Genomic DNA, 26196 nt, shown 5'->3' on the forward strand with positions numbered 1-26196 from the left:
ACCGGGTCGGGACGGCACTGCCTGGCCTGTGTGTCACGGGACTCGACGCTGTCCGTACCGGAAGACGACCGAAAGTAAATCTGCCTGCTTGGATTAGCGGGGGGTTTTCCAGGCGGTGGCTCGGCGGGCTCGCTCGACGGCACCCGGCAGGGCGGCCAGCAGCTCATCCACCTCCTTGGCCGTTGACGTGTGGCCGAGGGTGAAGCGCAGCGAGGACCTGGCGCGGTCGTTGTCGGCGCCCATCGCCAGCAGTACGTGGGACGGCTGCGCCACCCCGGCCGAGCAGGCCGAGCCGGTCGAGCACGCGATGCCCTGGGCGTCGAGGAGGAGCAGCAGCGCGTCACCCTCGCAGCCCGGGAACGAGAAATGCGCGTTGCCCGGCAGTCGCTCGGTGCCGTGGCCGTTGTAGACCGCGTCCGGGATCGCCGTGCGGATCCGGCGCACCAGGTCGTCGCGGAGGGTTGCGACCCGGTGGGCGTATTCTTCGCGGGTTTTGACCGCGGTCTCGACCGCCACCGCGAAGGCGACCACTCCCGGGGTGTCCAGGGTGCCCGAGCGCACGTCGCGCTCCTGGCCGCCGCCGTGCAGCAGCGGGGTCGCGGCGATGTCGCGGCCCAGCAGCAGCGCGCCGACCCCGATCGGGCCGCCCAGCTTGTGCCCGGTGACCGTGAGCGCCGCCACCCCGCTGGCCGCGAAGTCGACCGCGATCTGGCCCACCGCCTGCACCGCGTCGGTGTGCAGCGGGATGCCCGCCCGTGCCGCCAGCCGGGACAGCTCGTCGATCGGCTGGATCGTGCCCACCTCGTTGTTCGCCCACTGGGTGGTGATCACCGCGATCTCGTCGCCGTGCTCGGCCAGCAGCTTCGCGAGCGATTCGGGGTCGACCCGGCCGGTCTCGTCGACCGGCAGCCAGCTGACCTCGGCGCCCTCGTGGGTGGCGAGCCAGTCGACCGCGTCCAGGACCGCGTGGTGCTCGACCGCCGAGGCCACCACCCGGTTGCGGCGGCAGTCGGCGCCGCGGCGCTCCCAGTAGATGCCCTTGGTCGCGAGGTTGTCGCTTTCCGTTCCGCCGCTGGTGAAGATCACCTCGGAGGGCCGGGCGCCGAGCACGGCGGCGACGCGCTCGCGGGACTCCTCGACCAGCCGGCGGGCGCCGCGGCCGGCGGCATGCAGGGACGACGGATTGCCGACCTCGCGGGCGGCCGCGACGTAGGCGTCGAGCGCTTCGGCGAGCATCGGCGTGGTCGCCGCGTGATCCAGGTATGCCATCAACGTGAAGCTTATGCCTTGAGCCGTCAACCGAAACGGCCCGGCGGTGGGACCGCCGGGCCACTCGAGGGGAACATGTCCTACTTGCGCTTGCGGATCTCGTCGTCGGCCTGGGGTACGACCTTGAACAGGTCGCCCACCACGCCGAAGTCGGCGAGCTCGAAGATCGGCGCCTCGGGGTCCTTGTTGACCGCGACGATGGTCTTCGAGGTCTGCATGCCCGCCCGGTGCTGGATCGCGCCGGAGATGCCCAGGGCCACGTAGAGCTGCGGGGAGACCGTCTTGCCGGTCTGGCCCACCTGGAACTGGTGCGGGTAGTAGCCGGAGTCGACCGCCGCGCGGGAGGCACCCACGGCGGCGCCGAGCAGGTCGGCCATCTCCTCGACCAGCTTGAAGTTGTCGGCGTTGCCGACGCCGCGGCCACCGGAGACGACGATCGAGGCCTCGCTGAGCTCGGGGCGCGAGCCCTTCTGCTCGGCGACCCGCTCGACGACCCTGGTCAGCTTGTCGGCGTCGGACGCGACGACCGTGAGCTGCTCCACCGACGGGGTGGCCGGCTGCGGCACCGGGGTGACCGAGTTCGGGCGGATGGTGATGATCGGCACACCCTTGGTGACCTTGGACTTGACGATCGTCGAGCCGGCGAAGACGACCTGGGTCGCGGTGCCGTCGGCGGCCACCTCGACCGCGTCGACCAGCAGGCCGTTCTCCAGCTTGACGGCGAGCCGGCCGGCGATCTCCTTGCCCTCCTGGGTGGAGCCCAGCAGCACCGCGCCCGGCTGGACCCGCTTGACCAGCTCGGCCACCACGGTCGCCTTCGGCGCCACCAGATAATTCTCCACGTCATCGCCGGACGCGGTGTAGATCTTCTCGGCGCCGAACTCGGCGAGCTTGCCGGTGTCGACGTTCCCGAACACCACCGCCGACACCGACCCGAGCCCGCGGGCGATGGTCAGCATCTCGAGCGTGACCTTCTTGACGCCGGAAGCCTCCGAGGCCTCGACGACGACCAGCACTTCAGCCATGGTGGGAGCCCCTTCTCAGACGAACTTCTCGGCGGCGAGGTATGCGACGAGCTGTTCGCCGCCGGTACCCTCATCAGTGATCTTGGTGCCGGACGAGCGCGGCGGCCGCTTCGCGAACTCGACCACCGCGGAGGTGGCGCCCGCGGTGCCGACCTCGTCGGCGGAGATGCCCAGGTCGGCGAGCGACAGGCTCTGCACCGGCTTCTTCTTGGCGGCCATGATGCCCTTGAAGGACGGGTATCGCGGCTCGTTGATGGTGTCCCAGACGCTGACGACGGCCGGCGTGGCCGCGGTGACGACCTCGTAGCCCTCGTCGGTCTGCCGCTCGGCGGTCAGCTGGCTGCCGTCGACGGTGAGCTTGCGGGCGCCGGTCAGCGCCGCGACGCCCAGGCGCTCGGCGAGCATGTGCGGCATGACCTGCACGCGGCCGTCGGTCGACTCGGCGCCGCAGAGCACCAGGTCGGCGTTGAGAGTGCCGAGGGCGGCCGCCAGGACCTTGGAGGTCGCGACGGCGCAGGAGCCGTGCAGGGCGTCGTCCTGCACGTGGACGGCCTTGTCGGGCCCCATGGACAGCGCCTTGCGGATCGACTCGGCGGCGCGCTCGGGGCCCATCGTCAGGACGGTCACCTCGCCACCGTGCGCTTCCTTGATCTTCAGCGCCTCCTCGATGGCGTATTCGTCCATCTCGTTGATGACGTTGTTCGCCGAGGACCGCTCGACGGTGTTGTCGCCCGCGCTCAGGGTGCGCTCAGCACCGGAATCGGGCACCTGCTTGACCAGTACGACGATGTTCATCGCGCTTCGACGACCCTCCTGTTTGTGGACGCACGCCTGCAGCCGGAGCTGCTGTCCCCCCGGCCGATGTTACCCGTCGGTAGCTTACGGGTCTCCACCACCGAGAGTGACTCACCTCACCCGAATTGATCAGCCGATCGCTACAGTCGGTTCAAGGGGGTGTTACGACATGTCCGGCCAATCCGCTCCTGTAACCCACGGGCCACCCCCGGCCCCGACCCATCTTCTCCCACCGCACCGGCCGACCAAGCCGGAGGGAGCCTGGTGCAGCTGCGGCCGGCCCCGCGAGTCCTGCGTGAGTGACCAGATCCGCAGGTTGTGGACCGCCGGAACGAATGTTCACCCGGCTGGTCGATAATCGGCGCGTGCTCGGCCAGTGGTTCAACCCGCAGAAGACCCCGGTGGTCGGCGACAAGCCCGACTACCGGTTCTCGCTGGCCAACGAGCGCACCTTCCTGGCCTGGATCCGCACCGCGCTGGCGCTGCTGGCCGGCGGGCTCGCCTGCGCGCAGTTCCTGCCGCCGCTGCCGATCGCGCACCTGCGCGAGGGCATCGCCATCGCGTTGCTGCTGCTCGGCGGGGTGGTCGCGCTGCGGGCGGTGGACCACTGGGCGCGCACGGAGCGGGCCATGCGGCTCGGCACCGACCTGCCCAAGTCGCGGTTCCCCGCGATCCTGGCCCTGGTGGTGGCGGTCGGCGCGGTGCTGCTGGTCGTCGCCGTCGTGATCAAAGCGGTCGCGTGACCCCCGACCCCGGGGCGTCCGCGGAACGCACCCGGCTGGCGTGGCGGCGCACCGGCCTGTCGGCCACCGCGGTGGCGCTGCTGGCGGCCCGGCCGGCCTTCACACCCGGCGCCGGGACGGGGACCCACCTGGCCGCGGCCGCCGCCATGGCCGGCTGGGCGGTGCTGGTCGGCCTCGGATACCGCCGGGCCCGAGGCCTCGACGCCGATCCGCCGCAGCCCGGGCAGCGCACTATCACCGCCTATGCGGCGATCACGGTGACCTTCGCGATTCTCGGTACGGTGCTTGTCACGCTCTGAGCGTCGCCGTTACCCGTGCGGCGCGTCATTATTGCCTCATGGTCCGGCTGTTCGTCTTCCTCGCTGCGGTGCAGCTCTTCCTTCTGGTGCTCGCGCTCATCAGCGCGTTGTCGGCCCCCCGGGTCCGCAACATGCCGCGAGTGCTCTGGGTGCTCGTCATCCTGCTGATCCCCCTACTCGGCCCGCTCGCCTACTTCCTCTCGGGACGACCGAAAGCGCCACCTCGGGAGCACGGCCCGGTGCTGCGAAGCAAACCGCGGCCGGCCGCCCCGGACGACGATCCGGACTTCCTGCGCTCGATGGACACCGAGCAGTCCCGGCGCGACCGGGAGCTGCTCGCCCAGTGGGAGCGTGATCTGGAGAAGAACGACGAGTGAGGGTGCCTCAAGCCAGGTTGGACGACCTCGGGTAGGCGTCCGCCGGGTCGGTCAGCACGTTGACCAGATACGGCACGCCCGCGTCGAACGCGCGCCCCAGCGCCGGGCCCAGGTCGGCCGACTTCTCCACCGTCTCGCCGGCCCCGCCCAGCGCCTTGACGACGTGGTCGTAGTGCAGGCCGGGCTGCAGGTCGGCGGCGACGTCGTAGCCGTACATGGCCTGCATGGGGTGCTTCTCCAGGCCCCAGATGCCGTTGTTGCCGACCACGATCACGACCGGCAGCCCCTGCCGGACCAGCGACTCGGCGTCCATCAGCGAGAAGCCGGCGGCGCCGTCGCCCATGAGCACACAGATCTGCCGGTCGGGGTAGGTGACCCTGGCACCCATCGCGTAGCCCATGCCGGTGCCGAGGCAGCCGTACGGGCCCGGGTCGAGCCAGGTGCCGGGCTGGGCGGGCTCCAGGTAGCGGCCCGCGTACGAGACGAAGTCGCCGCCGTCGCCGATGGTGACCGCGTCGGGAGCCAGCACCTTGCGCAGCTCGCCGTAGATCCGGGCGGGCTTGATCGGGTCGCTCTCGGCGGCCATCGCCTCGGCGTCGCGGGCCTTGCCGGCGTCCTCGGCGGCACGCAGGCCCTCGATCCACTCGCCGTGGTCCGCGCGCTTGCCGCTGTGCTCGGCCAGCGCGGCGAGGATGAGCCGCAGGTCACCGGCGGGCGAGACGGCCGTCGCCACGTGCCCGGCGCGCTGGCTGGGCGCGTCGACGATGTGGACGACCTGCGCGGCGCCGAACTCGCCGAAGCCGAGCCGGAAGTCGAGCGGGGTGCCGATGACGGCCACCACGTCCGCCTCGTTCAGGGCCGGGCGCCGGGCCTTGGCGAAGGCGAGCGGGTGACCGGGCGGCAGCGCGCCCCGGCCCATGCCATTGGTGAAGACCGGGATCTGCAGCGCCTCGGCGGCGGCGCGCAGCTCGGCGATCGCGTCGCCGCCCCACACGTCGGAGCCGGCGATGATCACCGGACGCTCGGCGGTCGCCAGCAGGGCGGCGGCGCGCGTGACCTCGTCGGGGTCGGGCTGGATGACCGGGATCCCGGGCACGCCGGGCGCGGCGGCGTCCTCGCTGGAGAAGAGCACCTCGAGCGGCAGGTCGAGGAAGGCCGGGCCGCGGTGGGCGGTCAGCGCGGCGGTCAGCGCCTTCGCCACCTCGCCGGGGATCTCCTCGGTGCCGGTGACGGTCGCGGCGTACTTGGTGACCGGGGTGACCAGCGGGATGTGGTCGATCTCCTGCAGGCTGCCGGAGCCCCAGCGGAAGGCGGGCGCCCTGCCGCCCAGCACCAGCACCGGCGAGGCGTTGAAGAACGCACTGGTCAGGCCGGAGATGCCGTTCGTTACGCCGGGGCCGGCGGTGAGCACGGCGAGGCCGGGACGGCGCTGCAGCTTGGCGACGGCCTCGGCGGCGAAGACGGCGGACTGCTCGTGCCGTACGTCGTAGATCGGGAAGCCCGCCTTGTGCGCGGCGTCGTACAGCGGGAAGACGTGGCCGCCGGAGAGGGTGAACATCTCCGTCACCCCGTACGCCCGCAGCGCCGCCAGCGCCAATTCCCCGCCGTGGCCCTCGATCATTTCCGCCATGCCAGCTCCCGCCGCTCGGTCTTCGCCCGCAGGCTACCGGGCCGACGGGAAAAGGTGAATCAAACTCGCTCTAGGAGGCGCCGCAGGTCGTCCAGGATGAAGCCGGCCGCTTCCTCCACCGACACGCCCGCGCTGACGCCGTACGCCGCCACCATCGCCGCCAGCGGGACCGTGACCAGCACCAGCACGCTCAGGAACACCTGGAAGAAGCGCAGCGCCCCGCCGGTGCGCCGACGCCTTGGCGCCGCGGGCTGCCGCGGCGCCGCGGTCTTCCGTGGCGCCTGGGACTGGGTGGTTTGCCCGGGCCGGGTGCCGGCGGCGGGCCGCGCCGGCGGCGACACCGGCCGCGAGATCACCGAGCCGGAGGCCGACCTCGCCCCGGACTGGGACATCGGCCGGGTGGCCGACGGCGACACCGGCCGGGACGTGGTCTCGGGTCGTCGCACCGGCTGAGTCGCCGCGGCGGCCGCCGCCGAACGGGTCGGCGGCGGGGGCGTCTTCGGAAGCGCGTGCAGATCCCACGAGGGGTCCGAGGCGACGGTTTGTTCCGGGTCGGGCACCCAGTGCTGCTGGGCGTGCGGCCAGGGGTCGACGGCCGGCGGCGGCAGCAGTTGGTCCCGCGAGGACGGCACGGTCTCCATGTCATCGGCCGACATCCGCGGCGCCGAAGCCGCGGCGGGGGACGCGGCCGGCGACGTCGGAGACGCGGCGGTGGACAGCGGTGGAGCGGAGGCCGGCGCGGAAGGCGTGGATGGCCGCGCCGGCGGCGGCTGCGTCTGCCGGGAGAGCAGCCACATCTCGGACGTGGGGCCCGGCGCGGCCGGCTCCGAGGCGAGCAGGGCCGCGTCCGCCAGGATGCTGCCCTCGGCGACCACCAGCTCGGGCTGCTCGATCACCACCGGCGCCTCGCCGAGCGCGCGGTGCAGCAGCGTCGCCACCAGCGGGATCCGGCTCGCGCCGCCGACCAGGAACACCCCGGCCAGCCGCCCGTCCGCAAGGTCGGCCCAGCGCAGCAGGTCGCGGGTCACCTGCACGGTCTGGTCGAGCACCGGCCGGGCCAGTTCCTCCAGCTCGTCGCGGGTGACGTGCAGCTCCAGGTCGAGCAGCGGCACCACCACGTCGGCGGACTGCAGCCGGGAGAGCCGTTCCTTGGCGATCCGGACGTCGTCCCAGAGCTGCCGCTTGGCGCGCCGGTCCTCCAGCGTCCCGGGCTCGGTCAGCCGTTGCCAGATCGCGGCGTCCCGCTCGGCGCAGAATTTGCCGATGTGTTCGACGAGCGCGGCGTCGATGTCCAGCCCGCCGAGATCGTCCCGGCCGTCCACGGCCAGCACCTCGAAACCCTCCGCCGTACGGGCCACCACGCTCACGTCGAAGGTGCCGGCGCCGAAGTCGTGCACCACGAGGACCGAGCCGATCGGCACGTCGCGCCCCAGCACCTCGGCGAAGTAGGTGGCGGCGGCGACCGGCTCGGCAACCAGCCGGGCGCGGCTCAGCCCGGCCCGGGCGGCGGCCTCGGCCAGCAGGCCGCGGCGGGTGGCGCCCCAGGTGGCCGGGCAGGTGAGGGTCAGCTCGGGGCGGACCGGCCCCACGGTCCGGTGCCACTCGTCGGCGACCCGGACCAGCACCGCGGCGATCATGTCGACGACCGGGAACTCCTCGTCGCCGAGCAGCACCAGCCCGTCGTCGATGCGGCGCTTCGGGTTGGGCTCGAAGCGACCCGGGTCGCGCCGGGCGCTGTGCACCGCGTCGCGGCCCGCGATCAGATGTCCTCCGGCCTCGGCATAGACGGCCGAGGGCAGCAGCGGCGAGCCGTCGACGAGGATCGGCCGGGCCCGCCCGTCGGGCCAGCGGGCGACCGCGACGGTGTTCGAGGTGCCGAAGTCGACGCCGAGCGAGTGCCGACCCTGGTCGATGGACATGCGCGTCAGTGTAGGCGCAGCCACGAAGCTGATGATCTCGCTAGACGACCCGCCAGCGCAGGTCGCCGCGGCGGTCGCGCTCGCACCGCACGGCCTTGCCTGCGGCGGTCTCGCCGAGCGCACCCTCGTCGTCGCAGCGCTCCCGCTCGACCGCCGGGATGGGCGCGTCGTCCTCGGGCGCCGCGGGCGACGGCGGGATCAGCGCGAGATCCGACGGCGAGGTGGCCGGCGCCGGCGCCGGCGAAACCGAAGCGGTGCGGGACGGGCCGACCGTCCGGGTGGCGGAATTCCGCACGGCCACCGAGGCCTGCGGCGAGGTCGGCAATTCGATCCGGCCGTAGCGCGTGGTGCCGGGTTCCGGGCGGCCGGCCGGCGCGTCGACCGGCGGCGTGCCGGCGCTCGGCACCACCGGCGGCGGCCCGGCGAGCTGCGGCTCCGGGGCCTGAGCAGCGGGCGCCGACGTGCTCCTGTCGCTGAATGTGACGATTCCGATGACCCCACAGAGCAGCGCCTGACCGGTCACCAGCGCCACCGCGATGCCCACGGTGCGCCGGACCGAGGTCACGCGCACACCGGGCACCGTCACAGAGGGGAACTTTATGGCAACAGATCGATATACGCGAGATCCCCAGCAGCGTTTTCTCGGCTCAGCGGCCCGTGAACTTGGGTTTGCGCTTCTCCACGAACGCCGTGGTGCCCTCGACCCGGTCGTCGGTGGCGAACAAGCCCGCGAAGAGCTGGCTCTCCCAAGCCAGACCCGAGGCCAGGTCGGTGCTCAGGCCGCCGTCGATCGCCAGCTTCGCGGCCCGCAGGGCCAGGGCAGGACCATTCAGGTACGGCCGGAGCAGCTCGACCGCGCTCGCGTACACGTCGGCGGCCGGCACCACCCGGTCGGCGAGCCCGATCCGCAGGGCCTCCTCGGCGTCCACCATCCGGCCGGAGAACACCAGGTCCTTGGCCTTCGCGGGGCCGATCAGCCGGGCCAGCCGCTGAGTGCCGCCGGCTCCCGGGATGAGCCCGAGCCTGATCTCGGGCTGGCCAAGCTTGGCGTCGTCGGCGACGACCCGCCAGTCACAGGCCAGCGCCAGCTCGCAGCCGCCGCCGAGGGCGTAACCGGTCACCGCGGCGACGACCGGCTTCGGGATCTTCGCCACCGTGTCGAACGCGCTGGACAGGGCGCCCGCGCGAACGGTCATCTCCTGGAACGTCGTGGTGGTGAACTCGGTGATGTCGGCACCGGCGGCGAACACCTTCTCCCCGCCGTACACGATCACCGCCCGGATCTGCGGGTCGTCGGCCGCCGCCTGCGCGGCCTCCCGCAGCTCCTCCTGAACCTGCGTGTTCAGCGGGTTCATCGGTGGCCGGTCGAGCCGGATCGTGCCGATGCCGTCGCTCGTCTCGAGTCGTACGAACTCACCCACGCGCATGCCTCCCTAGCGATCGTTCAGTCTCCGACAGCGTAAGGCCCGGACGGTGCGGGTAAGTATCATGGTGAGGCCAGGGGAGGGGCGATGATCACCTACTACCGCGACCCGGACGTGCTGGTCACGTCAACCGGGGTACGGATGGGCGGACGCGAGTACCGCCTGACCGACTTCGCCCAGGTCTGGCACCGCCAGGGCCGCCGCAAGTGGAGCGCGGTCGCGGGCCGCGGCGCCCTCGGCCTAGCCATGATCATCCCGGTCCTCGTCGGCGCGCTCGGCGTCCTGGTGGCCCTGGTCATCGACGCCTCGACCGCCACCACCATCGCGCTGGCCGGCGGCGGCATCCTGATCGGCCTCGCCGCGGCGCCGCTGGCCGACGTCCTGCTGGAGTTCGTCGACCGCTCATACGACAAGGGCAGCCGCCGGCGGGAGATCTGGGCCCGGGTCCGCGGCGCCGAGGTGCTCCTGCTGGACACCGACAACGCGCAACGCTTCGGCCAGATCTACCGGGCCCTGCAGCGCGCGCTCGACCACGACCCGGTCCCCCGCCCGTGACAAACCCCTCGAAGGGCGCGCTGTCGCTCGCCGGCCTGCTCGCGGCCTCCGGTGTGCTGCACTTCGTGGCCCCGAAGCCGTACGACGCCATCGTGCCGCGCTCGCTGCCCGGCGCCCCGCGCACCTGGACGCTGCTCAGCGGCGCCGCCGAGCTGGCCGTCGCCGCGGCCGTCGCCAATCCCGGCACCCGCCGGCTGGGCGGGCTCGCCGCCGCCGGCCTGTTCGCCGCCGTCTTCCCCGCGAACGTCCAGATGGCGGCCGACTGGCGGCACGCCTCGCCGACCCGCCGGGCGATCGCCTACGGGCGGTTGCCGTTGCAGATCCCGCTGGTGCTCTGGGGCCTGCACGTGGCCCGCCGCCCTCGACGTGGTTAGCACGTCTGGGCGTAGTCAGTACGTCTGGGCGTAGAGGGCGTCGATCTCGGCGCGGCTGGGCAGAGCGTTGCTGGCGCCCACCTGGCGCACGCACGCCGCCCCTGCCGCGTTCGCCCAGCGGACCGCCTCCACCAGGTCGCGGCCCTCGCCCCAGGCGACCGCCAGCGCGCCGGTGAAGGCGTCACCGGCCGCCGTCGTGTCCGCCACGTCGACCCGGCAGGCCGGGATGCTCTCGTCGCGGCCGTCCCGGTCGGCATACCGGGAGCCGGCGCCGCCCAGCGTCAGCACGACCCGGGGCACCAGCGCCAGCAGCGCGGGCACGTCCGGCGCCGCCGACCCGGTGATCGCGGTCGCCTCGCCCTCGTTGACCACCAGCAGGTCCACCACTTCCAGCAGCTCCGGCGGCAGCGCCCGCGCCGGAGCCGCGTTCAGGATCACCCGGGTGCCGCCGGCCCGCGCCGCCTGCGCCGCCGCGATCACGGTGTCCGTCGGGATCTCCTGCTGGCACACCAGCACGTCGCTGTCGGCGATCACCGCCGTCTCGGCCGCGCTCAGTCCCGCGAACGAGCTGTTCGCGCCAGGGCTCACGATGATCGAATTCTCGCCCGCGCGGTCCACCATGATGACCGCGACTCCGGAGGCGCCGTAGCTGGTCCGGAGGTTGTCGGTGTCCACGCCGGAGGCATTGAGCCGGGCCTTGATGGTCACTCCGAACGCGTCGGAGCCGATCGCGCCGAGCATCGTGCACACGCCGCCCGCGCGGGCGGCGGCGATGGCCTGGTTGGCGCCCTTGCCGCCGGGCGTCATGACGAAGTCGTCGCCGAGCACCGTCTCGCCCGGCAGCGGCAGCCGGGCGGCGAGCCCGACGAGGTCCATGTTGGCGCTGCCGGCGACGACGATGCGCGGCGAGGTGTCAGCCATCGGGTGCCTCAGGCCGCCCTGGCCGTGTACCGGTCGCCGGAGCGCTGGACCTGCAGCGGCAGGCCGAACGTCTTGGACAGGTTGTCGGCCGTCAGCGTCTCGCCGAGCAGGCCCGCCGCCACGACCGTGCCCTCGCGCAGCAGCATGGCGTGGGTGAAGCCGGGCGGGATCTCCTCGACGTGGTGGGTGACCAGCACTATCGCCGGGGCGTCCGGATCCTCGGCCAGTTCGGTCAGCCGTCCGATCAGGTCCTCCCGGCCGCCCAGGTCGAGCCCGGCGGTGGGCTCGTCGAGCAGCATCAGCTCGGGGTCGGTCATCAGCGCGCGGGCGATCTGGGTGCGCTTGCGCTCGCCCTCGGAGAGGGTGCCGAACTCGCGCTCGACCAGCGTGCCCATGCCCAGCTGCTCCAGCAGGGCGCGGGCCCGCCCCTCGTCCTGCGGGCCGTAGCTCTCCCGCCAGCGGCCGACGACGGACCAGGCCGCGGTGACCACGACGTCGAGCACGCGCTCGGTGGGCGGCACCTGGTCGGCGAGCTGACCGGTGGTGATGCCGATCCGGGTGCGCAGCTCGGTCACGTCCGTGCGCCCCAGCCGCTCGCCGAGGATCCAGGCGGTGCCGCGGGACGGGTGCAGCCGGCCCGACGCGAGATTGAGCAGCGTCGTCTTGCCGGCGCCGTTGGGGCCCAGGACGACCCATCGCTCGTCCAGCTCGACCTGCCAGGAGAGCCCGCGCAGCAGATAGCTGCTGCCGCGGATGACGCTCACCCGGTCGAAGGAGATGACGGTGTCGTCGTCAGGTGGGGTGGGGATCGCAGTCGCTGCCTCGAGCACGCATCCATCCAACCATGCAGGACCCTCGGCCCCCGACGCCGTGCCCGGCTATCCCGTCGTTGATCCGAAGACTTCGTCGCGGACCGAGTCGAGCGCCGACAGCAGTGCCCCGTTGAGGATCGGCTCGACGGCCACCTCGCTGATCACGACCTTCGGCGCGACCAGCGTGATCGCGGCGACCTCGCTCTCGACCCGCTCGGCCAGGGCCGTGCCGCCGGCCTGGCTGACCTCGCCGGCGAGCACCACCAGCGGCGGATCCAGGACGACACAGGTGGCCGCGACGCCCAGGGCCAGCCGGGCGCCCAGCTCGTCGAGCAGGGGCTCGCCCGCCGCACCGGCGGCGACGGCGGCGCGCACCACGTCGGCGGACTCGTTGCCGCGGAAGCCGTACTTCTTGCCGAGGGCCTTGGCCGCGTCGGACGCGACCAGGGTCTGGAAGGCGCCCTTGGCGCCGCGCTTGGTCGCGTTGCGGGGGATCTCGCCGCCGCCGACCGGCAGGTAGCCGATCTCACCGGCCGCGCCGGTGCTGCCGTGGTGCAGCCGGCCGCCGATCACCGTGGCGAGGCCGACGCCGCGGCCGACCCAGATCAGCACGAAGTCGTCGACGCCCCGGGCCGCGCCGACGTGCTGCTCGGCGATGGCGACGAGGTTGACGTCGTTGCCGAAGACCACCGGCGTGCTCAGGTCCTTGCGCAGCTCGGCGAGCAGGCCGCGGTGCCAGCGGGGCAGGTCGAAGGCGAACGAGACCTCGCTGGTCTGCGGGTCGACCAGGCCGGGTGTGCCCAGCACCACCCGGCGCACGGAGGCCATGTCGGTGCCGCCGCGACTGGCTGCCTGCACGACCGCGCTGTGCACGGCGCGCACCGGATCGTCACTGTCCTGGGTCGACTGTTCGCTGCGGCCGACCACCTCGCCGGTGATGTCCGCGCAGGCGGCGATCACCCTGTCCGGCAGCACCTCGACGCCGATGACGTGGGCGCTGCCGGGAGCGACGGCGTACAGCTGCGCGTTGGGCCCACGGCCGCCGGCCTGCTCACCGACGCGGCGCACCAGGCCCCGCTCCTCGAGCCGCTCGACCAGCTGGGAGGCGGTCACCTTGCTCAGACCGGTCATCTCGCCGAGCTGCGCGCGGGTCAGCGGGCCCCTAGCGAGCAGCAGCTCGAGCGCGGCACGGTCGTTGAGTGCACGCAGCAGTCGAGGTGTACCCGGCAGGCGGGTGGCAGCCATAACGACGTCCCTTTAGTATTTAGGATTGTTTCCTAATGCGGTTCACCGACGCGGATCATGTAGCCGCAGCGTAACGGGCAGCGCGCAGACTGGTTGCGTCGCGTGTCCGATAGACATCTGACGATCATGCAGCCCACCCGGCTGGAAAACCAGATCCGAACCGAGGAAGAAAACCATGGCGATCGACCCAGGGCTCCGCCGCCTGGCCCTGCGCACCCTGCTCGCGGCCTTCGCGGGCCCGACCGCACCGGATTGGGCGACCCGGCTGCTGGCCGACGGCCTCGCCGGGCACACCCTCTTCGGGACCAACATCGCGGAGCCGGCCCAGGTGGGCCTGCTGACGGCCACGCTGCGCGCGGTACGGCGGGACGTCCTGATCGCGATCGACGAGGAGGGTGGCGACGTCACCCGGCTGGCGCACCGGACCGGGAGCCCGTACCCGGGTAACGCCGCCCTCGGCGCGATCGACGACCCCGACCTCACCCGCACGGTGTACGCGGCCATCGGCGCCGACCTGGTCACCGCCGGCATCAACCTCGACCTGGCGCCGACGGTCGACGTGAACACCGCCACCGACAACCCGGTCATCGGCACCCGCTCGTTCGGCGCGGAGCCACTGCGGGTGTCCCGGCACGCCGCCGCCGCGATCGAGGGCCTGCAGTCCACCGGCATCGCCGCCTGCGCGAAGCACTTCCCGGGCCACGGCGCCACGCTGACCGATTCGCATCTCGAACTGCCCACGGTCGCCGCCACGCCGGCCCTGTTGCGCGAGCGCGACCTGCCACCGTTCGCGGCGGCGATAGCGGCCGGGACGCAGGCGATCATGAGCGCGCACATCCGGGTGCCCGCCCTAACCGGCGCCGGCCCGGCCACCTTCAGCCGCGCCGCGCTGACCGACCTGCTCCGCGGCGAGTACGACTTCCGGGGCACGGTCATCACCGACGCCCTGGAGATGAAGGGAGCCACGCTGGCGGCGGGCGGCATCGGCGAGGCCGCGGTGCTGGCCCTCGCGGCCGGCGCCGACCTGCTCTGCATCGGCGCGCGGGTGAGCCTCGACCTGGTCGAACTGGTCGCGGCGGAGATCGTCGCGGGGGTGGGCGACGGCCGGCTGACGCGGAGCCGGCTGGAGGAGGCCGCGGAGCGCACGGCGGCGCTGGCCGCGTGGACGCAGCGCCCGGTGACGCCGGTGCGGCACGATGCCGCGCTGGGCTACGCGGCGGCCCGCCGGGCGGTACGGGTCGAGGGCTCCCTGGCGGAGGTCACCGGTCCGCTGGTCATCCAGCTGGAGTCGGGTCACTCGATCGCCGAGGGCCGGGTGCCGTGGGGCCTGAAGCCGCATCTGAACGGGACCGAGCAGGTGTCGGTCGTGGCCGCCGACGCGTCGGCCGAGGCGCTGGCCGAACGGGCGGGGTCCCGGCCGATCGTGGTCGTCGGGCGGCACACCCATCGGGCCGAGGCGAACAGGGCGCTCATCGAGGCGCTGGCCGCGCGCCACACCGTCGCGGTGGTGGAGATGGGCTGGCCGGCGAGCTGGCGGCCGGCGGGGGCGCGAGCCTTCGTCACCACGTACGGCGCCAGCCACGCCAACGGCCGCGCCGCGGCCGAAGCCCTGGGGCTGTGCTCCTAATCTCCTTGAACATGTTCAAGTAACGTCCTACGCTAAGCCGGACACCAGTTGAACACGTTCAAGAAAGGTGGAGGACCGTGGACCACAAGGTCTGGATGTACCTCGTCTACCTGGTCGTCAGCGTCGCGCTGACGATCTGGGTGGCGACCACGCTGTCCCGCAACGGGCTGGTCTTCCTGGAGGACGTCTTCGCCGACAGCCGCCTGGCCCGAGCGGTGAACCAGCTGCTGGTGATGGGCTTCTACCTGCTCAACCTCGGCTACGTCGCGGTGGCCATGCGGTCCAGCGCCAGCGTGTCCGACGCGGCCCGGGCGCTGGAGACGCTGTCCTACAAGATCGGGTTCGTGCTCCTCGTGCTCGGCGTGCTGCACGTGTGCAACGTCTTCTTCCTCGGGCGATACCGGCGCGGGCGGCTGCGCCAGCAGCAGGGGATGCCGCCGCTGCCGCCCGCGGGCCGGCTGCCGATGCACCCGCAGCAAGGCGGGCCGGGCCGTCCCGGCGGACCCGGCGGACCCGGCGGACCTGGTGGACCTGGTGGACCCGGTGGACCCGGCGGACCCGCCATGGGTGCCCCTGGCATGGCCGGACCCGGCACGGCCGGGCCTGGGATGGCCGGGCCTGGGATGGCCGGGCCTGGGATGGCCGGGCCTGGGATGGCCGGGCCCGGGCCCGTTCCGCCGCCGACGCCGGCATGACGGGGAGCATCGATCCGGCCGGTCACGGGGCCGGCCGGGTCGGGTTCTTCACGGTGCTCTACGACGAGGGCTGCCCGGTCTGCCGCGCCGCGCATCGCTGGCTCGCCGGCCGCGCTCAGCTCGTACCGTTGCAGTTCGTGCCCGCCGGGTCGGCGGAGGCCCGGATGCGCTTCCCCGGGCTGGACCATGCCGCGACGCTGCGGGACCTGACCGTGATCACCGACGGCGGCCTCGTGTACGTCTCGGACGGGGCCTGGCTGGCCTGCTTGTGGGCGCTGGCGGACTACCGCGGGATGGCCGAGCGGCTCAGCTCGCCGCGGCTGCTGCCCACGGCGCGGCGCTTCATCGCGGCGGCCGCTGCCGTCCGGCAGTCGACGCGATCGGACGACTACGGTGACGTGTGTGACGACCAGTGCCGCTGACCCCACCGCCGAAGAGCCCGGTGCCGGCCCTCCGGCTTCGGCGCCCGGGGCCGGGAGAAAGACTCCGGCCACCGCCGACAGCAAGGGCGACGGCGGCGAGGAGAAGCCGCGGCGGGCGCGGGGCGAGCAGACCCGCCAGCTGATCCTGGAGACGGCGTTGCGGCTGTTCCGGGAGCGGGGTTACACCGAGACCACCATGCGGGCCATCGCCAAGGAGGCCGGGGTGGCGGTCGGCAACGCCTACTACTACTTCGACTCCAAGGAACACCTGATCCAGGGGTTCTACGACCGCGTGCAGGGCGCGCACCGGGCCGCGGCCGAGGTCGTGTTCGCGAACGACAAGGACTTCGCCGCCCGGCTGCGGGGCGTGCTGCACGCCGGAATCGACGTCAACCAGCCCTACCACTCGTTCGCCGCCACGTTCTTCAAGACCGCCGCCGAGCCGTCGTCTCCGCTGAGCCCCTTCTCCCGGGAGTCCTCGCCCGCCCGGGAAGCAGCCATCGCCATCTTCCGGGACGTGGTCGACGGCTCCACCGCGAAGCTCGATCCCGAGCTGCGGGCGGAGCTGCCGGAACTGCTCTGGCTCGGCTGGATGGGCGTGGTGCTGTTCTGGGTCTACGACCGCTCCCCCGACCAGCGCCGGACCCGGCGCCTGATCGACGGAGCCGTGCCACTGGTGGACCGGCTGGTCGGGCTCTCCCGGCTCCGCGTGCTGCGGCCCGCCCTGCGGCAGATCCTGGCGCTGCTCGACACCATCCGCCGGGACGACTGATGACGCTGTGTTAGATAGTGGACCACTACTCCTAGTTACTGAAAGCGGCGATTCGCGACCCGATGTGCGGCTATAGCCGGATCTGTCGCCCGAGAGAGGCCGCCCGAACGGTCAATTCGCATACGGAGCGCTTCCCTGGCGCCTTCGTCGCCACGTAGCGTTACTTCTGCAGGTGGATCTGGGGATGTCGCAGGGCTTCGAACCTCGGGACCGGTTCGAAATCCCTGCGGCACGGATGTGGGCCGGGCGCCCCGATGATTTCGGGAGCAATCATCGGGCATGGCGCCCGGCTCACACTGCCGATGGCCGGAAGCGGCGCAACCGCAGGCTGTTCGCCACCACGAAGATCGAACTGAACGCCATCGCGGCGCCCGCGATCATCGGGTTGAGCAGGCCCGCCGCGGCCAGCGGCAGCCCTGCCACGTTGTAGGCGAACGCCCAGAACAGGTTGCCCCGGATGATGGTCACGGTGCGCCGCGCGAGCCGCACGGCGTCCACGGCCGCGGTCAGGTCGTCCCGCATCAGCGTCAGATCGGACGCCTCGATCGCCACGTCAGCGCCCGCGCCCATCGCCACGCCCAGGTCGGCCTGGGCCAGCGCCGCCGCGTCGTTCACCCCGTCGCCGACCATCGCCACGGACCTGCCGCGCGCCTGCAACTGCTTGACCGCGTCGACCTTGCCCGCCGGCAGCACTCCGGCGATCACCTCGGTGATCCCGACCTGGGCCCCGACCGCCTCGGCCACCGCGGGCGCGTCGCCCGTGACCAGCACCGGCTCCAGCCCCAGGGCACGCAGGGCGCGGACGGCGGCAGCGCTCGTCGGGCGCACCGCATCGGCCAGGGCCAGCCGCCCCCGGACCACGCCGCCGACCCGGACCGCGACCCAGGTCTGCGCCGTGTCGCCCGTGCCGCGGGCGACCTCCACCTCGGCACCCTCCACGATGCCGCGCACGCCGACGCCGGCCGTGGCCCGGAAGTCGGTGACCGCGGGCAGCGGGCCGTGACCGGCGGCGGCTCGCGCTATCGCCCGGCCCAGCGGATGCTCGGAGGCCGCCTCGACCGCGCCCGCCAGCCGCAACAGCTCATCGGCGTCCTGGCCGGGCTCCGGCACGACGGCCGAGACGGTCATCACGCCGGTGGTCACCGTGCCGGTCTTGTCCAGCACGATCGTGTCGACCCGCCGGGTGGACTCGAGCGCCTGCACACCCCGGATCAGGATGCCCAACTGCGCGCCCCGGCCCGTGCCGACCAGCAGAGCGGTCGGCGTGGCCAGGCCGAGGGCGCAGGGACAGGCGATGATCAACACTGCCACCGCCGCTGTGAAGGCGGCGGTGCTCCCCTGCCCGGCGCCGAGCCAGTAGCCCAGCGTCGCGGCCGCGAGGGCGATCACCACGGGCACGAAGACGCCGGAGATCCGGTCGGCGAGACGCTGCACCGCTGCCTTGCCGTCCTGCGCCTCCTCGACCAGGCGGGCCATCTGCGCGAGTTGGGTGTCGGCGCCGACCCGGGTAGCGCGCACGACAAGACGGCCGCCGGCGTTGACCGTCCCGCCTGTGACCGGGTCACCCGCGGCGACCTCCACCGGCACCGACTCGCCGGTGAGCAGGCTCTGGTCCAGCGCCGAGGACCCGTCGACCACCACGCCGTCGGTGGCGACCTTCTCCCCCGGGCGCACCTGGAAGACGTCGCCGGCCTGCAACTGCTCGACCGGGATCGCCCGGCCGTCGGCGAGGGTGACCGTCTTGGCGCCCAGGGCGAGCAGCGACCGCAGCGCGTCGCCGGCCCGGCGCTTGGCGCGAGCCTCCGCATAGCGCCCGGCCAGCAGGAAGGTGGTCACCCCGGCGGCAGCTTCGAGATAGATGGCGTCACCGGCGGCGCCGGCCCGCAGCTCGAACGGATGCGTCATGCCCGGGAGGCCGGCGTCACCGAGGAACAGCGCCCACAGCGACCAGCCGAAGGCGGCGAGGGTGCCGATCGAGACGAGGGTGTCCATCGTGGCGGCGCCGTGCCGCAGATTGACGAACGCCGAGCGGTGGAAGGGCCAGCCGCCGTAGCCGACGACCGGCGCGGCCAAGGTCAGCGACAGCCACTGCCAGTAGGTGAACTGCCAGGCCGGAACCATGGCGAGCACGATGACGGGCACGCTGAGCACGAGGGAGACGAGCAGCCGGGTGCGCAGCGGATCCGCCCGCGGAGCGTCGGCGGCCGGCTCGACCCGCGGCTCGGCGGCGGTGTAGCCGGTCTTTTCCACCACGGCGATGAGGTCGGCGGCCGTGAGCCCGGCCGGCACCACGGCTCGCGCCTTCTCGGTGGCGTAGTTGACCGTGGCGGTGACCCCGTCGAGCCTGTTGAGCTTCTTTTCGATGCGGTTGGCGCAGGCGGCACAGGTCATGCCACCGATTTCCAGCTCGATCTGCCGCGTCATGCCTGCCACCATATACCCCTCGGGGGTACCTGAGCTCACCTTGCCACCTGTGTCGGCCGCCACCGTCGCGCGAGTCATGCGGACGAGCCTGCCGCAATCCGGGGCCGGCCGGGCCGCCCCTGTGGACAACGCGCGGGCTGTGGATAACGCGCTAGGGACGGAGGAGGGATTCCGTACCCTTGATGAGCGTGGCGAGGCCGTGCTCGAAGACCTCGTCGCCGATCGGGCTGCCGGATCGCAGGGCCGCGGCCAGCGTCGGCAGGTCGGCCAGGTCCGGGCGTTCGCCTCGGTCGGCGGCGGTGGCGGAGACCGCCTGCTCCTGCAGCACGTGCCCGTTGATGTAGTGGCTCAGCACAGTGATCGTGCGCAGCGCCTGGACCGGGGTGAAGCCGCGCTCCACCATCGCCGCGAGCTCCTGCTCGAAGTGCCGGACCGAGTCGCCACCCCGCACCGCCCCGGAGACCACGCGCGCGCCGTCGCGGCTGGCCAGCAGGGACGCGCGATAGGACCGCGCCCGGCGGGCCAGCCACTCCTGCCAGGACTCGCCAGGGCGGGGCGGCCCCATCCCGGCACGCACGATGATCTCGTTCGCCATGCCGTCGAGGAGCTCCTGCTTGGTGCGGATGTGCCAGTACAGCGCCGGCGACTGGACGCCCAGCTCGGCCGCGAGCTTGCGCACGGTCAGCCCGTCGAGGCCGACCTCATCGAGCAGCTTCAGACCGGCCTCGATCAGCACGTCCCGCGTCAGCCCCTTCACGATCCCACCTTAGCAGTGCTAAGTTTTCCTTAGCGGCGCTAAGGGGGAGATCATGCAGGCGATCACCGAGGACGGCACGGAAGCGCAAGCGGTGGACGAGGGAGTCGGCACGCCGATCCTGGTGCTCCACGGCGGCATGGGAGACCGCACGGTCTGGCAGCCGGTCACGGACCTGCTGCGAGACCGCTTCCGCACGGTACGGCTGGAGCGCCGCCGGTACCGCATGGACCTGCCCGGGGTGGCGACGATGGCGCAGGAGGTCGAGCACGTGGCGGCGATCGCGGCGCAGCTGGAGCGGCCGGTGCTGGTCGGGCACTCGTCCGGGGCGGTGCTGGCGCTGGAGGCACTGGTCGCGAACCCCGGGGCATACGCGGGCGCGGTGCTCTACGAGCCGCCGCTCGTGATCGGGGCCCCGCTGAGCGACGACAAGCTCGCCGCGGCCCGCGAGGCGCTCGCCCGGGACAAGCCGGGGATGGCGCTGTCGATCTTCCTGCGCGACGTGGTCCGGATGCCGGCGCCGCTGGCCTGGATGGCGGGATTGCTGGTAGGACGGCACCCGGAATACCGGCGCCGGGTGGTCCGGCAACTGGACGACAACGACGCGATAGACGCGCTCGGGGTGCGGCTGGCGGCTTACGCGCGGCTGGACATGCCGATCCTGCTGCTCGGCGGCGACAAGTCACCACGGCACCTGGCTGAGCGGCTCGACGCGCTCGAACGGACGCTGCCCCACGCCCGCCGGTTGCTGATGCACGGCCAGGGCCACACCGCCGAACGCCGCGCGCCGGACCGGGTGGCGAAGGCGATCGCGACCTTCATCACCGAGGAAGTCGCACCCCGCTGACAGCTCCGAACCGAACCAAGCCCAGGCCGCAGCTCGAACGCCACCGCGCCAGACCAGGCCGCAGCTTGGATGCCGCCGCGCCGGGCTGGTCGGGGTCCGGCGCGGTGGGGCGCTCAGCCTGCGGACGAGGTCTTGACCAAGGTGCGGATCTGGCGGAGCAGCACCGACAGCGCCGCCAGGTCCGCGGGGGTCTCCTCCACGTTGCCCATCGCGTTTCCGGTGCGGGCCATCGAGGCCGCGTTCACCTGTTCCCATTCCGCCAGCCGGTCCTCCGGCGGCGCCGACGCCGGGGTCGACTGCAGCACCTCCGACGTCAGGCCCGCCAGCGCCGCATACAGGTCGTATCGCAGCGCCATGCGGGCCAGGGTCTGCCAGCGGTCGCCGCGGGGCAGCCGGGAGATGTGCGACAGCAGGAGATCGATCTGGAAGCGTTCCGAGATCACGAAGTAGACCTTGGCCACCTCGGTCGGGTCGTGGCCGGTGGACCGGGCCGTCTCGAGGATGTCGAGCATGCCGAAGCCGTACACGACGCGGGAGATCGCGCCGGCGAGCCGTTCCGGGACGCCGCGGTCTGTCAGCGTGGCCACGTGGGCCTCCAGGGAACGCCGTTCCACGCCGATGACCACCGTCGGAAGCTGGGTCAGCAGGGCCTCGACGCCCGGGCGCAGGCGGGCGATCTCGCCCGTCACGTCGATCGGCGAGCGGCGGTTGCTGACCAGCCAGCGCACCGCGCGGTCCAGCAGGCGCCGGGTCTCCAGGTAGACCAGGGTCTGTGCCGGCGTCGGCACCTCGTTGTCCAGCTTTTCCGCGGCCGCCCACAGCTCCGGCAGGCCGTAGACGTCGCGGATCACCACGTAGGCGCGGATCACGTCCGCCGCCGAGGCGCCGCTCTCCTCCATCGCCCGGAACACGAACGACGTGCCGCCGCGGTTGACCACCTCGTTGACCAGGGCCGTCGAGATGATCTCGCGGCGCAGCCGGTGGCCGGCCATCCGCGCCGCGTAGCGCTCGCGCAGCGGGGTGGGGAAATACCGGGCCAGGACGCCGTTGGTCCATTCCTCGTCCACCAGGACGTCGGCGAGGACCTGGCGCTCGAGCGAGATCTTCACGTACGCCAGCAGCACCGCGAACTCCGGCGCGGTCAGCCCCTCGCCGGCCTCGTGGCGGACGCCCAGCTCCTTGTCGCTCGGCAGCGCCTCCAGCTCTCGGTTGAGCTGGCCGGACTGTTCGAGCGTGGTGAGCATCCGGCGGTGCACCGGCAGCAGCGAATGGGCCTGCGACCGGGCGTTGCCGAGCGCGGTGGCCTGCTCGTAGTTGTCCCGCAGGACCAGCGCCGCGACCTCGTCGGTCATCGCCGCCAGCAGCTCGTCGCGGTCGGGCAGGGTCAGCTCGCCGTCGGTCACCGCGCCGCCGAGCAGGATCTTGATATTCACCTCGTGGTCGGAGCAGTCCACCCCGGCGGTGTTGTCGATGAAGTCGGTGAAGATCCGTCCGCCCCGGCCAGAACCGGTCTCGTCCGGCGGCCCGCCGACCCGGGCGTACTCGATCCGGCCGCGCTGGGTGAGACCCAGGTTGCCGCCCTCGCCGACAACTTGGGCGCGTACCTCGTAGCCGTTGACCCGGATGGCGTCGTTGGCCTTGTCGCCCACCTCGGCGTGGGTCTCCGTGCTCGCCTTCACGTAGGTGCCGATGCCGCCGTTGAAGAGCAGGTCGACGGGGGCGGCCAGGATGGCGCGCATCAGCTCGGTGGGGCTCACGGCCTTCGCGTCGCCCAGCGCCAGCGCCGCGCGGACCTGCGGCGTGACCGGGATGGACTTGGCCGTACGAGGGAAGATGCCGCCGCCCTCGCTGATCAGGGCGGCGTCGTAGTCGGCCCAGGATGAGCGCGGCAGGTCGAAGAGCCGGCGGCGTTCCGCGTAGGAGGAGGCGGCGTCCGGATCCGGGTCGAGGAAGATGTGCCGGTGGTCGAACGCGGCCACCAGCCTGATGTGCTCGCTGAGCAGCATCCCGTTGCCGAAGACGTCGCCGGACATGTCGCCGACGCCGACCACGGTGAAGTCCTGCGACTGGGTGTCCGTGCCCAGGTCGCGGAAGTGCTTCTTGACCGATTCCCAGGCGCCGCGGGCGGTGATGCCCATCTTCTTGTGGTCGTATCCGGCGGACCCGCCCGAGGCGAACGCGTCGCCGAGCCAGAAGTCCTTGCTCACCGAGATCTCGTTGGCGATGTCGGAGAACGTGGCCGTGCCCTTGTCCGCCGCGACGACGAGGTATGGGTCGTCGCCGTCGTGCCGGACCACCTCCACCGGCGGCACGATCTTGCCGCTGTGGATGTTGTCCGTGACGTCGAGCAGCGCGCCGATGAACAGGCGGTAGCACGCGACGGCCTCGTCGCGGTCGCCCGGCTTCTGCTTGAGCACGAAGCCGCCCTTGGCCCCGACGGGCACGATCACCGCGTTTTTCACCATCTGCGCCTTGACCAGGCCGAGGACCTCGGTGCGGAAGTCCTCCCGCCGGTCCGACCAGCGCAGGCCGCCGCGCGCGACCGCGCCGAAGCGCAGGTGCACGCCCTCGAAGCGGGGCGAATACACGAAGATCTCGTACTTCGGCCGGGGCTCCGGCAGATCCGGGATGGCCTGCGGGTCGAGCTTGAACGCCACGTACGACTTCGGGCGTGAGTCGGCGCCGCGCTGGAAGAAGCTCGTGCGCAGGGTGGCCTGGATCAGCGTCAGGTAGGAGCGCAGGATGCGATCCTGGTCGAGGCTGTCGACGCCGTCCAGCAAGGTGGTGATCTGCTCGGCCAGGTCGTCGCCGCGGCGGGCCCGCTCCTCCTCGACCAGCTCCAGGGCCGGCGAGAACCGCGCCTCGAAGAGGTGCACCAGCAGCCGGGCGATCTCCGGATAGGCGATGAAGGTCGACTCGACGTAGCGCTGGGAGAAGACGTTGCCGGTCTGCCGCTGATATTTCGCGTACGCCCGCAGCACCACGACCTGCCGCCAGGTCAGCCCGGCGCGCAGCACCAGCTCGTTGAAGCCGTCCACCTCGGCCTCGATTCGCCACGCCGCCGCGAAGGCGTTCTCCACCTGCGGGCGCACCTCGGCGAGCTCCCGGTGCGCGGCCGGCGGCAGCAGACCGAAGTCGTACAGGTAGACGGTGCCGTCGGGGCGGCGCACCTCGTACGGCCGTTCGTCGACGACCTGGGCACCCAGCGAGTGCAGCACCGGCAGGACGGCGGAGAGCATCATCGGCTCGCCGTACCGGAAGACCTTGAACCGGACGTCGGCGTCGTCGGGCTCGGCGTTGCCCTCCCGGTTGACGTGGCGCTTGCGGTACAGATGCATCTCGAGCTGGCCGGTCTCCTCCAGCAGCTCCAGCTTGGCGATGTCCTGGACCGCCTCGTACGGCGTGTGCCCGTCCTTGTAGCTGTCCGGGAACGCGGCCGCATACCGACCGAAGAGGTCCTTGGCCGGCTCCTCCCCCAGCTTGCGCTCGAGCACCAGGGAGAAGTCGTCATCCCACATCCGGGTCGCGTCGGCGAGCAGCTCGGCCAGCACGTTGGGGTCCACCACGCCCGGCGGGTCTGCCGGGTCGGTGCGCACGATGAAGTGCACCCGCGCGAGCATCCGCTCGGTCACCCGGGTCGTGTAGTCGACGCCGATGCCGTTCAGCTCGCGCAGCAGGATCTCCTGCATCGCCTGGCGGTTGCTGGTGGTGAAACGGTCCCGGGGCAGATAGATCAGGCAGGAGATGAAGCGGCCGTAGCCGTCGCGGCGCAGGAACAGACGCAGCTGGCGGCGGCCGGCCATCCGCAGCACGCCGACGACCGCCTCGTACAGGTCATCGGTCTTGATCTGGAACAGCTCGTCACGCGGATAGGTCTCCAGGATCTGCAGCAGGTCCTTGCCCGAATGCCCCCGTGGCGACAACCCGGAACGATCGAGCACTTCCGCGACTTTGCGGCGCACCACCGGCAGCTCACGGACGCTGGTGCGGTAGGCGGAACTGGAGAACAGCCCCAGGAAGCGGCGCTCGCCGACGACCTCGCCGGAGTCGTTGAAGACCTTGACGCCGATGTAGTCCAGGTAGGCAGAGCGGTGCACGGTGGCCCGGGAGTTGGCCTTGGTGATCACCAGCAGCCGCTTTTCCAGGGCCCGGCGGTGTGCTTCCGGCGCCATCGAGGACAGCTTGCGCGGGGTGCTGTGATCACCACGCAGGATGCCCAGACCGGTGCCCGGCACGCAGGTCAGGGTCTCACCGACCAGCTGATATTCCCGGTAGCCGAGGAAGGTGAAGTGGTCATGGGCGAGCCACTTGAGCAGCTCGATGGAGTCGGTGACGTCCTTGTCCGGCACCGGCAGCTTGCGCTCGGATCCGCGCGCCGCCGCCAGCTCGTCGGCGATCACCACCGCGCGCTGGCGCATCCGCGGCCAGTCGTCGACGGCGTCGCGCACGTCGGTCAGCACCCGGCGCAGCTCCTGGTGCAGCTGAGCGCGGGCCTCGGCGCTGCGCACCGGGTCGATCTCGACCCGGATCCAGCTCTCCACCAGGTCGCCGTCGATCGCGTCGTCGGGCTCGACGTCGGCCTCGACCTGGTCCAGCTCGCCGGCGGGCCCGCGGCGCACCACGATCAGCGGGTGCACCAGCAGGTGCACGTCGAGATGGTGGGCGACGAGCAGGGCGGTGACCGAGTCGACCAGGAACGGCATGTCGTCGGTGACGATCGACAGCACGGTGTGCGACTGCTGGTCGTCGGGAGGGCTGATGTCGAGCCGCAGCTCACCGGGGAGCCTGGTGCCGGCCAGCTCGCGGTGGGCGAGCGCGGCGGCATGCATCTCGGCCGGGGTGTAGCCGACCAGCTCCTCGTCCGGCGCGAAGCGCCAGAACCGGCCGACCAGCGACGCGGCAGTGTGGTCCTGTCCCGCTAGCTCCACCGCCTGCGCCACCAGGCGCTCGGCGTTGGGGAGCGGCTCATCGAGCTCATCGTCGGACGTCCCCAGCCGGCCCGTCAGGGCCAGCCCGGGGCCGGGCCCGAAATCCAGCTCGGGATCGGATTCGATCGCTGCCTCATCGGCGACGGCCATGGCCTAGGGCTCCCCTCACCCACAACATTGTGGGTTCGACGTGTCGGCCATCAGCCTAGAGCCTGCCTCTGACACCCCGGGCATGCCCGGGGTGTGCGGCAGAGATCCGACACCCGAAAATTAGCTACATCTCACCCACCACGGGTCAACGCGACGGCTCGAGTGCGGTTACCGTTCCGTAGGTTTGGC

General features: G+C 72.2%; 23 protein-coding genes and 1 pseudogene. 10 read left to right on the top strand and 14 right to left on the bottom strand.

Annotated features, from left to right (window positions below; genetic code table 11):
- Window positions 1–93: 93 nt before the first annotated feature.
- The 3 genes from DMB66_RS10065 to DMB66_RS10075 form a co-directional block, all read right to left on the bottom strand.
- The gene (locus DMB66_RS10065; protein ID WP_125803767.1) at window positions 94–1269 is read right to left on the bottom strand and encodes a cysteine desulfurase family protein; all 1176 of its coding nucleotides are present in this window, start codon (window positions 1267–1269) and stop codon (window positions 94–96) included.
- An 80-nt stretch (window positions 1270–1349) separates the two neighbouring features.
- On the bottom strand, window positions 1350–2294 hold the full coding sequence (locus DMB66_RS10070; RefSeq protein ID WP_125803768.1) for an electron transfer flavoprotein subunit alpha/FixB family protein: 945 nt from the start codon (window positions 2292–2294) through the stop codon (window positions 1350–1352).
- Between the two features lie 15 nt (window positions 2295–2309).
- Window positions 2310–3089, bottom strand: coding sequence for an electron transfer flavoprotein subunit beta/FixA family protein (locus tag DMB66_RS10075; protein WP_125803769.1), 780 nt, complete (start codon window positions 3087–3089; stop codon window positions 2310–2312).
- A gap of 335 nt (window positions 3090–3424) precedes the next feature.
- Between DMB66_RS10075 and DMB66_RS10080 the strand changes: the two genes are divergently transcribed.
- The 3 genes from DMB66_RS10080 to DMB66_RS10090 are packed head-to-tail and all read left to right on the top strand — an operon-like array spanning window position 3425 to window position 4508.
- Window positions 3425–3832 (top strand): YidH family protein, encoded by a 408-nt coding sequence (locus DMB66_RS10080; protein ID WP_125803770.1) that lies wholly within the window; start codon window positions 3425–3427, stop codon window positions 3830–3832.
- Window positions 3829–4131 (top strand): DUF202 domain-containing protein, encoded by a 303-nt coding sequence (locus DMB66_RS10085; RefSeq protein ID WP_125803771.1) that lies wholly within the window; start codon window positions 3829–3831, stop codon window positions 4129–4131. Before DMB66_RS10080 ends, DMB66_RS10085 begins: the two co-directional genes overlap by 4 nt.
- A 38-nt stretch (window positions 4132–4169) precedes the next feature.
- Complete coding sequence (locus DMB66_RS10090; protein ID WP_125803772.1) at window positions 4170–4508, top strand: PLDc N-terminal domain-containing protein; 339 nt, start codon at window positions 4170–4172, stop codon at window positions 4506–4508.
- 7 nt (window positions 4509–4515) lie between these two features.
- Here the strand turns inward: DMB66_RS10090 and DMB66_RS10095 are convergent, their stop codons facing one another.
- The 4 genes from DMB66_RS10095 to DMB66_RS10110 form a co-directional block, all read right to left on the bottom strand.
- Entirely contained in the window at window positions 4516–6138 is a 1623-nt protein-coding gene (locus tag DMB66_RS10095) for an acetolactate synthase (RefSeq protein WP_125803773.1), read from the bottom strand.
- Window positions 6139–6197: 59 nt separating this feature from the next.
- Complete coding sequence (locus DMB66_RS10100; protein WP_125803774.1) at window positions 6198–8057, bottom strand: Hsp70 family protein; 1860 nt, start codon at window positions 8055–8057, stop codon at window positions 6198–6200.
- Between the two features lie 40 nt (window positions 8058–8097).
- Window positions 8098–8643 carry a hypothetical protein gene (locus tag DMB66_RS10105; RefSeq protein WP_125803775.1) on the bottom strand — a complete coding sequence of 182 codons (546 nt, stop codon included), beginning with the start codon at window positions 8641–8643 and terminating at the stop codon, window positions 8098–8100.
- 61 nt (window positions 8644–8704) lie between these two features.
- The gene (locus DMB66_RS10110; RefSeq protein WP_125803776.1) at window positions 8705–9478 is read right to left on the bottom strand and encodes an enoyl-CoA hydratase/isomerase family protein; all 774 of its coding nucleotides are present in this window, start codon (window positions 9476–9478) and stop codon (window positions 8705–8707) included.
- A 90-nt stretch (window positions 9479–9568) separates the two neighbouring features.
- On the opposite strand from DMB66_RS10110, the gene DMB66_RS10115 reads away from it, so the two are divergent.
- Together DMB66_RS10115 and DMB66_RS10120 are read left to right on the top strand one after the other, a co-directional pair.
- A complete protein-coding gene (locus tag DMB66_RS10115; protein ID WP_125803777.1) occupies window positions 9569–10036 on the top strand; it encodes a DUF6232 family protein in 468 nt (155 codons plus the stop codon).
- Window positions 10033–10410, top strand: a complete 378-nt coding sequence (locus DMB66_RS10120; RefSeq protein WP_125803778.1) for a hypothetical protein — start codon at window positions 10033–10035, stop codon at window positions 10408–10410. The genes DMB66_RS10115 and DMB66_RS10120 overlap by 4 nt, the downstream gene beginning before the upstream one ends.
- A 15-nt stretch (window positions 10411–10425) precedes the next feature.
- Here DMB66_RS10120 and DMB66_RS10125 read toward each other — a convergent pair whose 3' ends face one another.
- The 3 genes from DMB66_RS10125 to DMB66_RS10135 are packed head-to-tail and all read right to left on the bottom strand — an operon-like array spanning window position 10426 to window position 13388.
- Window positions 10426–11331, bottom strand: a complete 906-nt coding sequence (locus DMB66_RS10125; RefSeq protein WP_125803779.1) for a ribokinase — start codon at window positions 11329–11331, stop codon at window positions 10426–10428.
- 8 nt (window positions 11332–11339) lie between these two features.
- The gene (locus DMB66_RS10130; protein ID WP_370318354.1) at window positions 11340–12161 is read right to left on the bottom strand and encodes an ABC transporter ATP-binding protein; all 822 of its coding nucleotides are present in this window, start codon (window positions 12159–12161) and stop codon (window positions 11340–11342) included.
- A gap of 48 nt (window positions 12162–12209) precedes the next feature.
- Window positions 12210–13388, bottom strand: coding sequence for an ROK family transcriptional regulator (locus DMB66_RS10135; RefSeq protein WP_125803781.1), 1179 nt, complete (start codon window positions 13386–13388; stop codon window positions 12210–12212).
- Between the two features lie 175 nt (window positions 13389–13563).
- Here DMB66_RS10135 and DMB66_RS10140 point away from each other — a divergent pair, with 175 nt between their 5' ends.
- From DMB66_RS10140 to DMB66_RS10155, 4 genes are all read left to right on the top strand, one after another.
- Complete coding sequence (locus tag DMB66_RS10140) at window positions 13564–15015, top strand: glycoside hydrolase family 3 N-terminal domain-containing protein (RefSeq protein ID WP_125803782.1); 1452 nt, start codon at window positions 13564–13566, stop codon at window positions 15013–15015.
- Between the two features lie 77 nt (window positions 15016–15092).
- Complete coding sequence (locus DMB66_RS63590) at window positions 15093–15710, top strand: hypothetical protein (RefSeq protein WP_233624447.1); 618 nt, start codon at window positions 15093–15095, stop codon at window positions 15708–15710.
- Window positions 15707–16132, top strand: coding sequence for a thiol-disulfide oxidoreductase DCC family protein (locus tag DMB66_RS10150; protein ID WP_125803783.1), 426 nt, complete (start codon window positions 15707–15709; stop codon window positions 16130–16132). Before DMB66_RS63590 ends, DMB66_RS10150 begins: the two co-directional genes overlap by 4 nt.
- Window positions 16113–16904: a TetR/AcrR family transcriptional regulator gene (locus tag DMB66_RS10155; RefSeq protein WP_125803784.1), complete on the top strand. Its 792-nt coding sequence runs from the start codon at window positions 16113–16115 to the stop codon at window positions 16902–16904. The genes DMB66_RS10150 and DMB66_RS10155 overlap by 20 nt, the downstream gene beginning before the upstream one ends.
- 291 nt (window positions 16905–17195) lie before the next feature.
- Here DMB66_RS10155 and DMB66_RS10160 read toward each other — a convergent pair whose 3' ends face one another.
- Window positions 17196–19328, bottom strand: coding sequence for a cation-translocating P-type ATPase (locus DMB66_RS10160; protein ID WP_125803785.1), 2133 nt, complete (start codon window positions 19326–19328; stop codon window positions 17196–17198).
- A gap of 151 nt (window positions 19329–19479) precedes the next feature.
- Window positions 19480–20085, bottom strand: a complete 606-nt coding sequence (locus tag DMB66_RS10165) for a TetR/AcrR family transcriptional regulator C-terminal domain-containing protein (protein ID WP_125803786.1) — start codon at window positions 20083–20085, stop codon at window positions 19480–19482.
- A gap of 52 nt (window positions 20086–20137) precedes the next feature.
- Between DMB66_RS10165 and DMB66_RS10170 the strand changes: the two genes are divergently transcribed.
- Window positions 20138–20929, top strand: a complete 792-nt coding sequence (locus DMB66_RS10170; RefSeq protein WP_125803787.1) for an alpha/beta fold hydrolase — start codon at window positions 20138–20140, stop codon at window positions 20927–20929.
- 113 nt (window positions 20930–21042) lie between these two features.
- On the opposite strand, the gene DMB66_RS65805 is transcribed toward DMB66_RS10170, so the two are convergent.
- Both DMB66_RS65805 and DMB66_RS10175 read right to left on the bottom strand, forming a co-directional pair.
- Window positions 21043–22281 (bottom strand): hypothetical protein, encoded by a 1239-nt coding sequence (locus tag DMB66_RS65805; RefSeq protein ID WP_370318355.1) that lies wholly within the window; start codon window positions 22279–22281, stop codon window positions 21043–21045.
- Window positions 22279–26007: pseudogene (locus DMB66_RS10175) on the bottom strand (NAD-glutamate dehydrogenase); the annotation flags it as partial. The gene DMB66_RS65805 and the pseudogene DMB66_RS10175, both read right to left, overlap by 3 nt.
- Between the last annotated feature and the right edge of the window lie 189 nt (window positions 26008–26196).

The organism is Actinoplanes sp. ATCC 53533 (assembly GCF_003947245.1).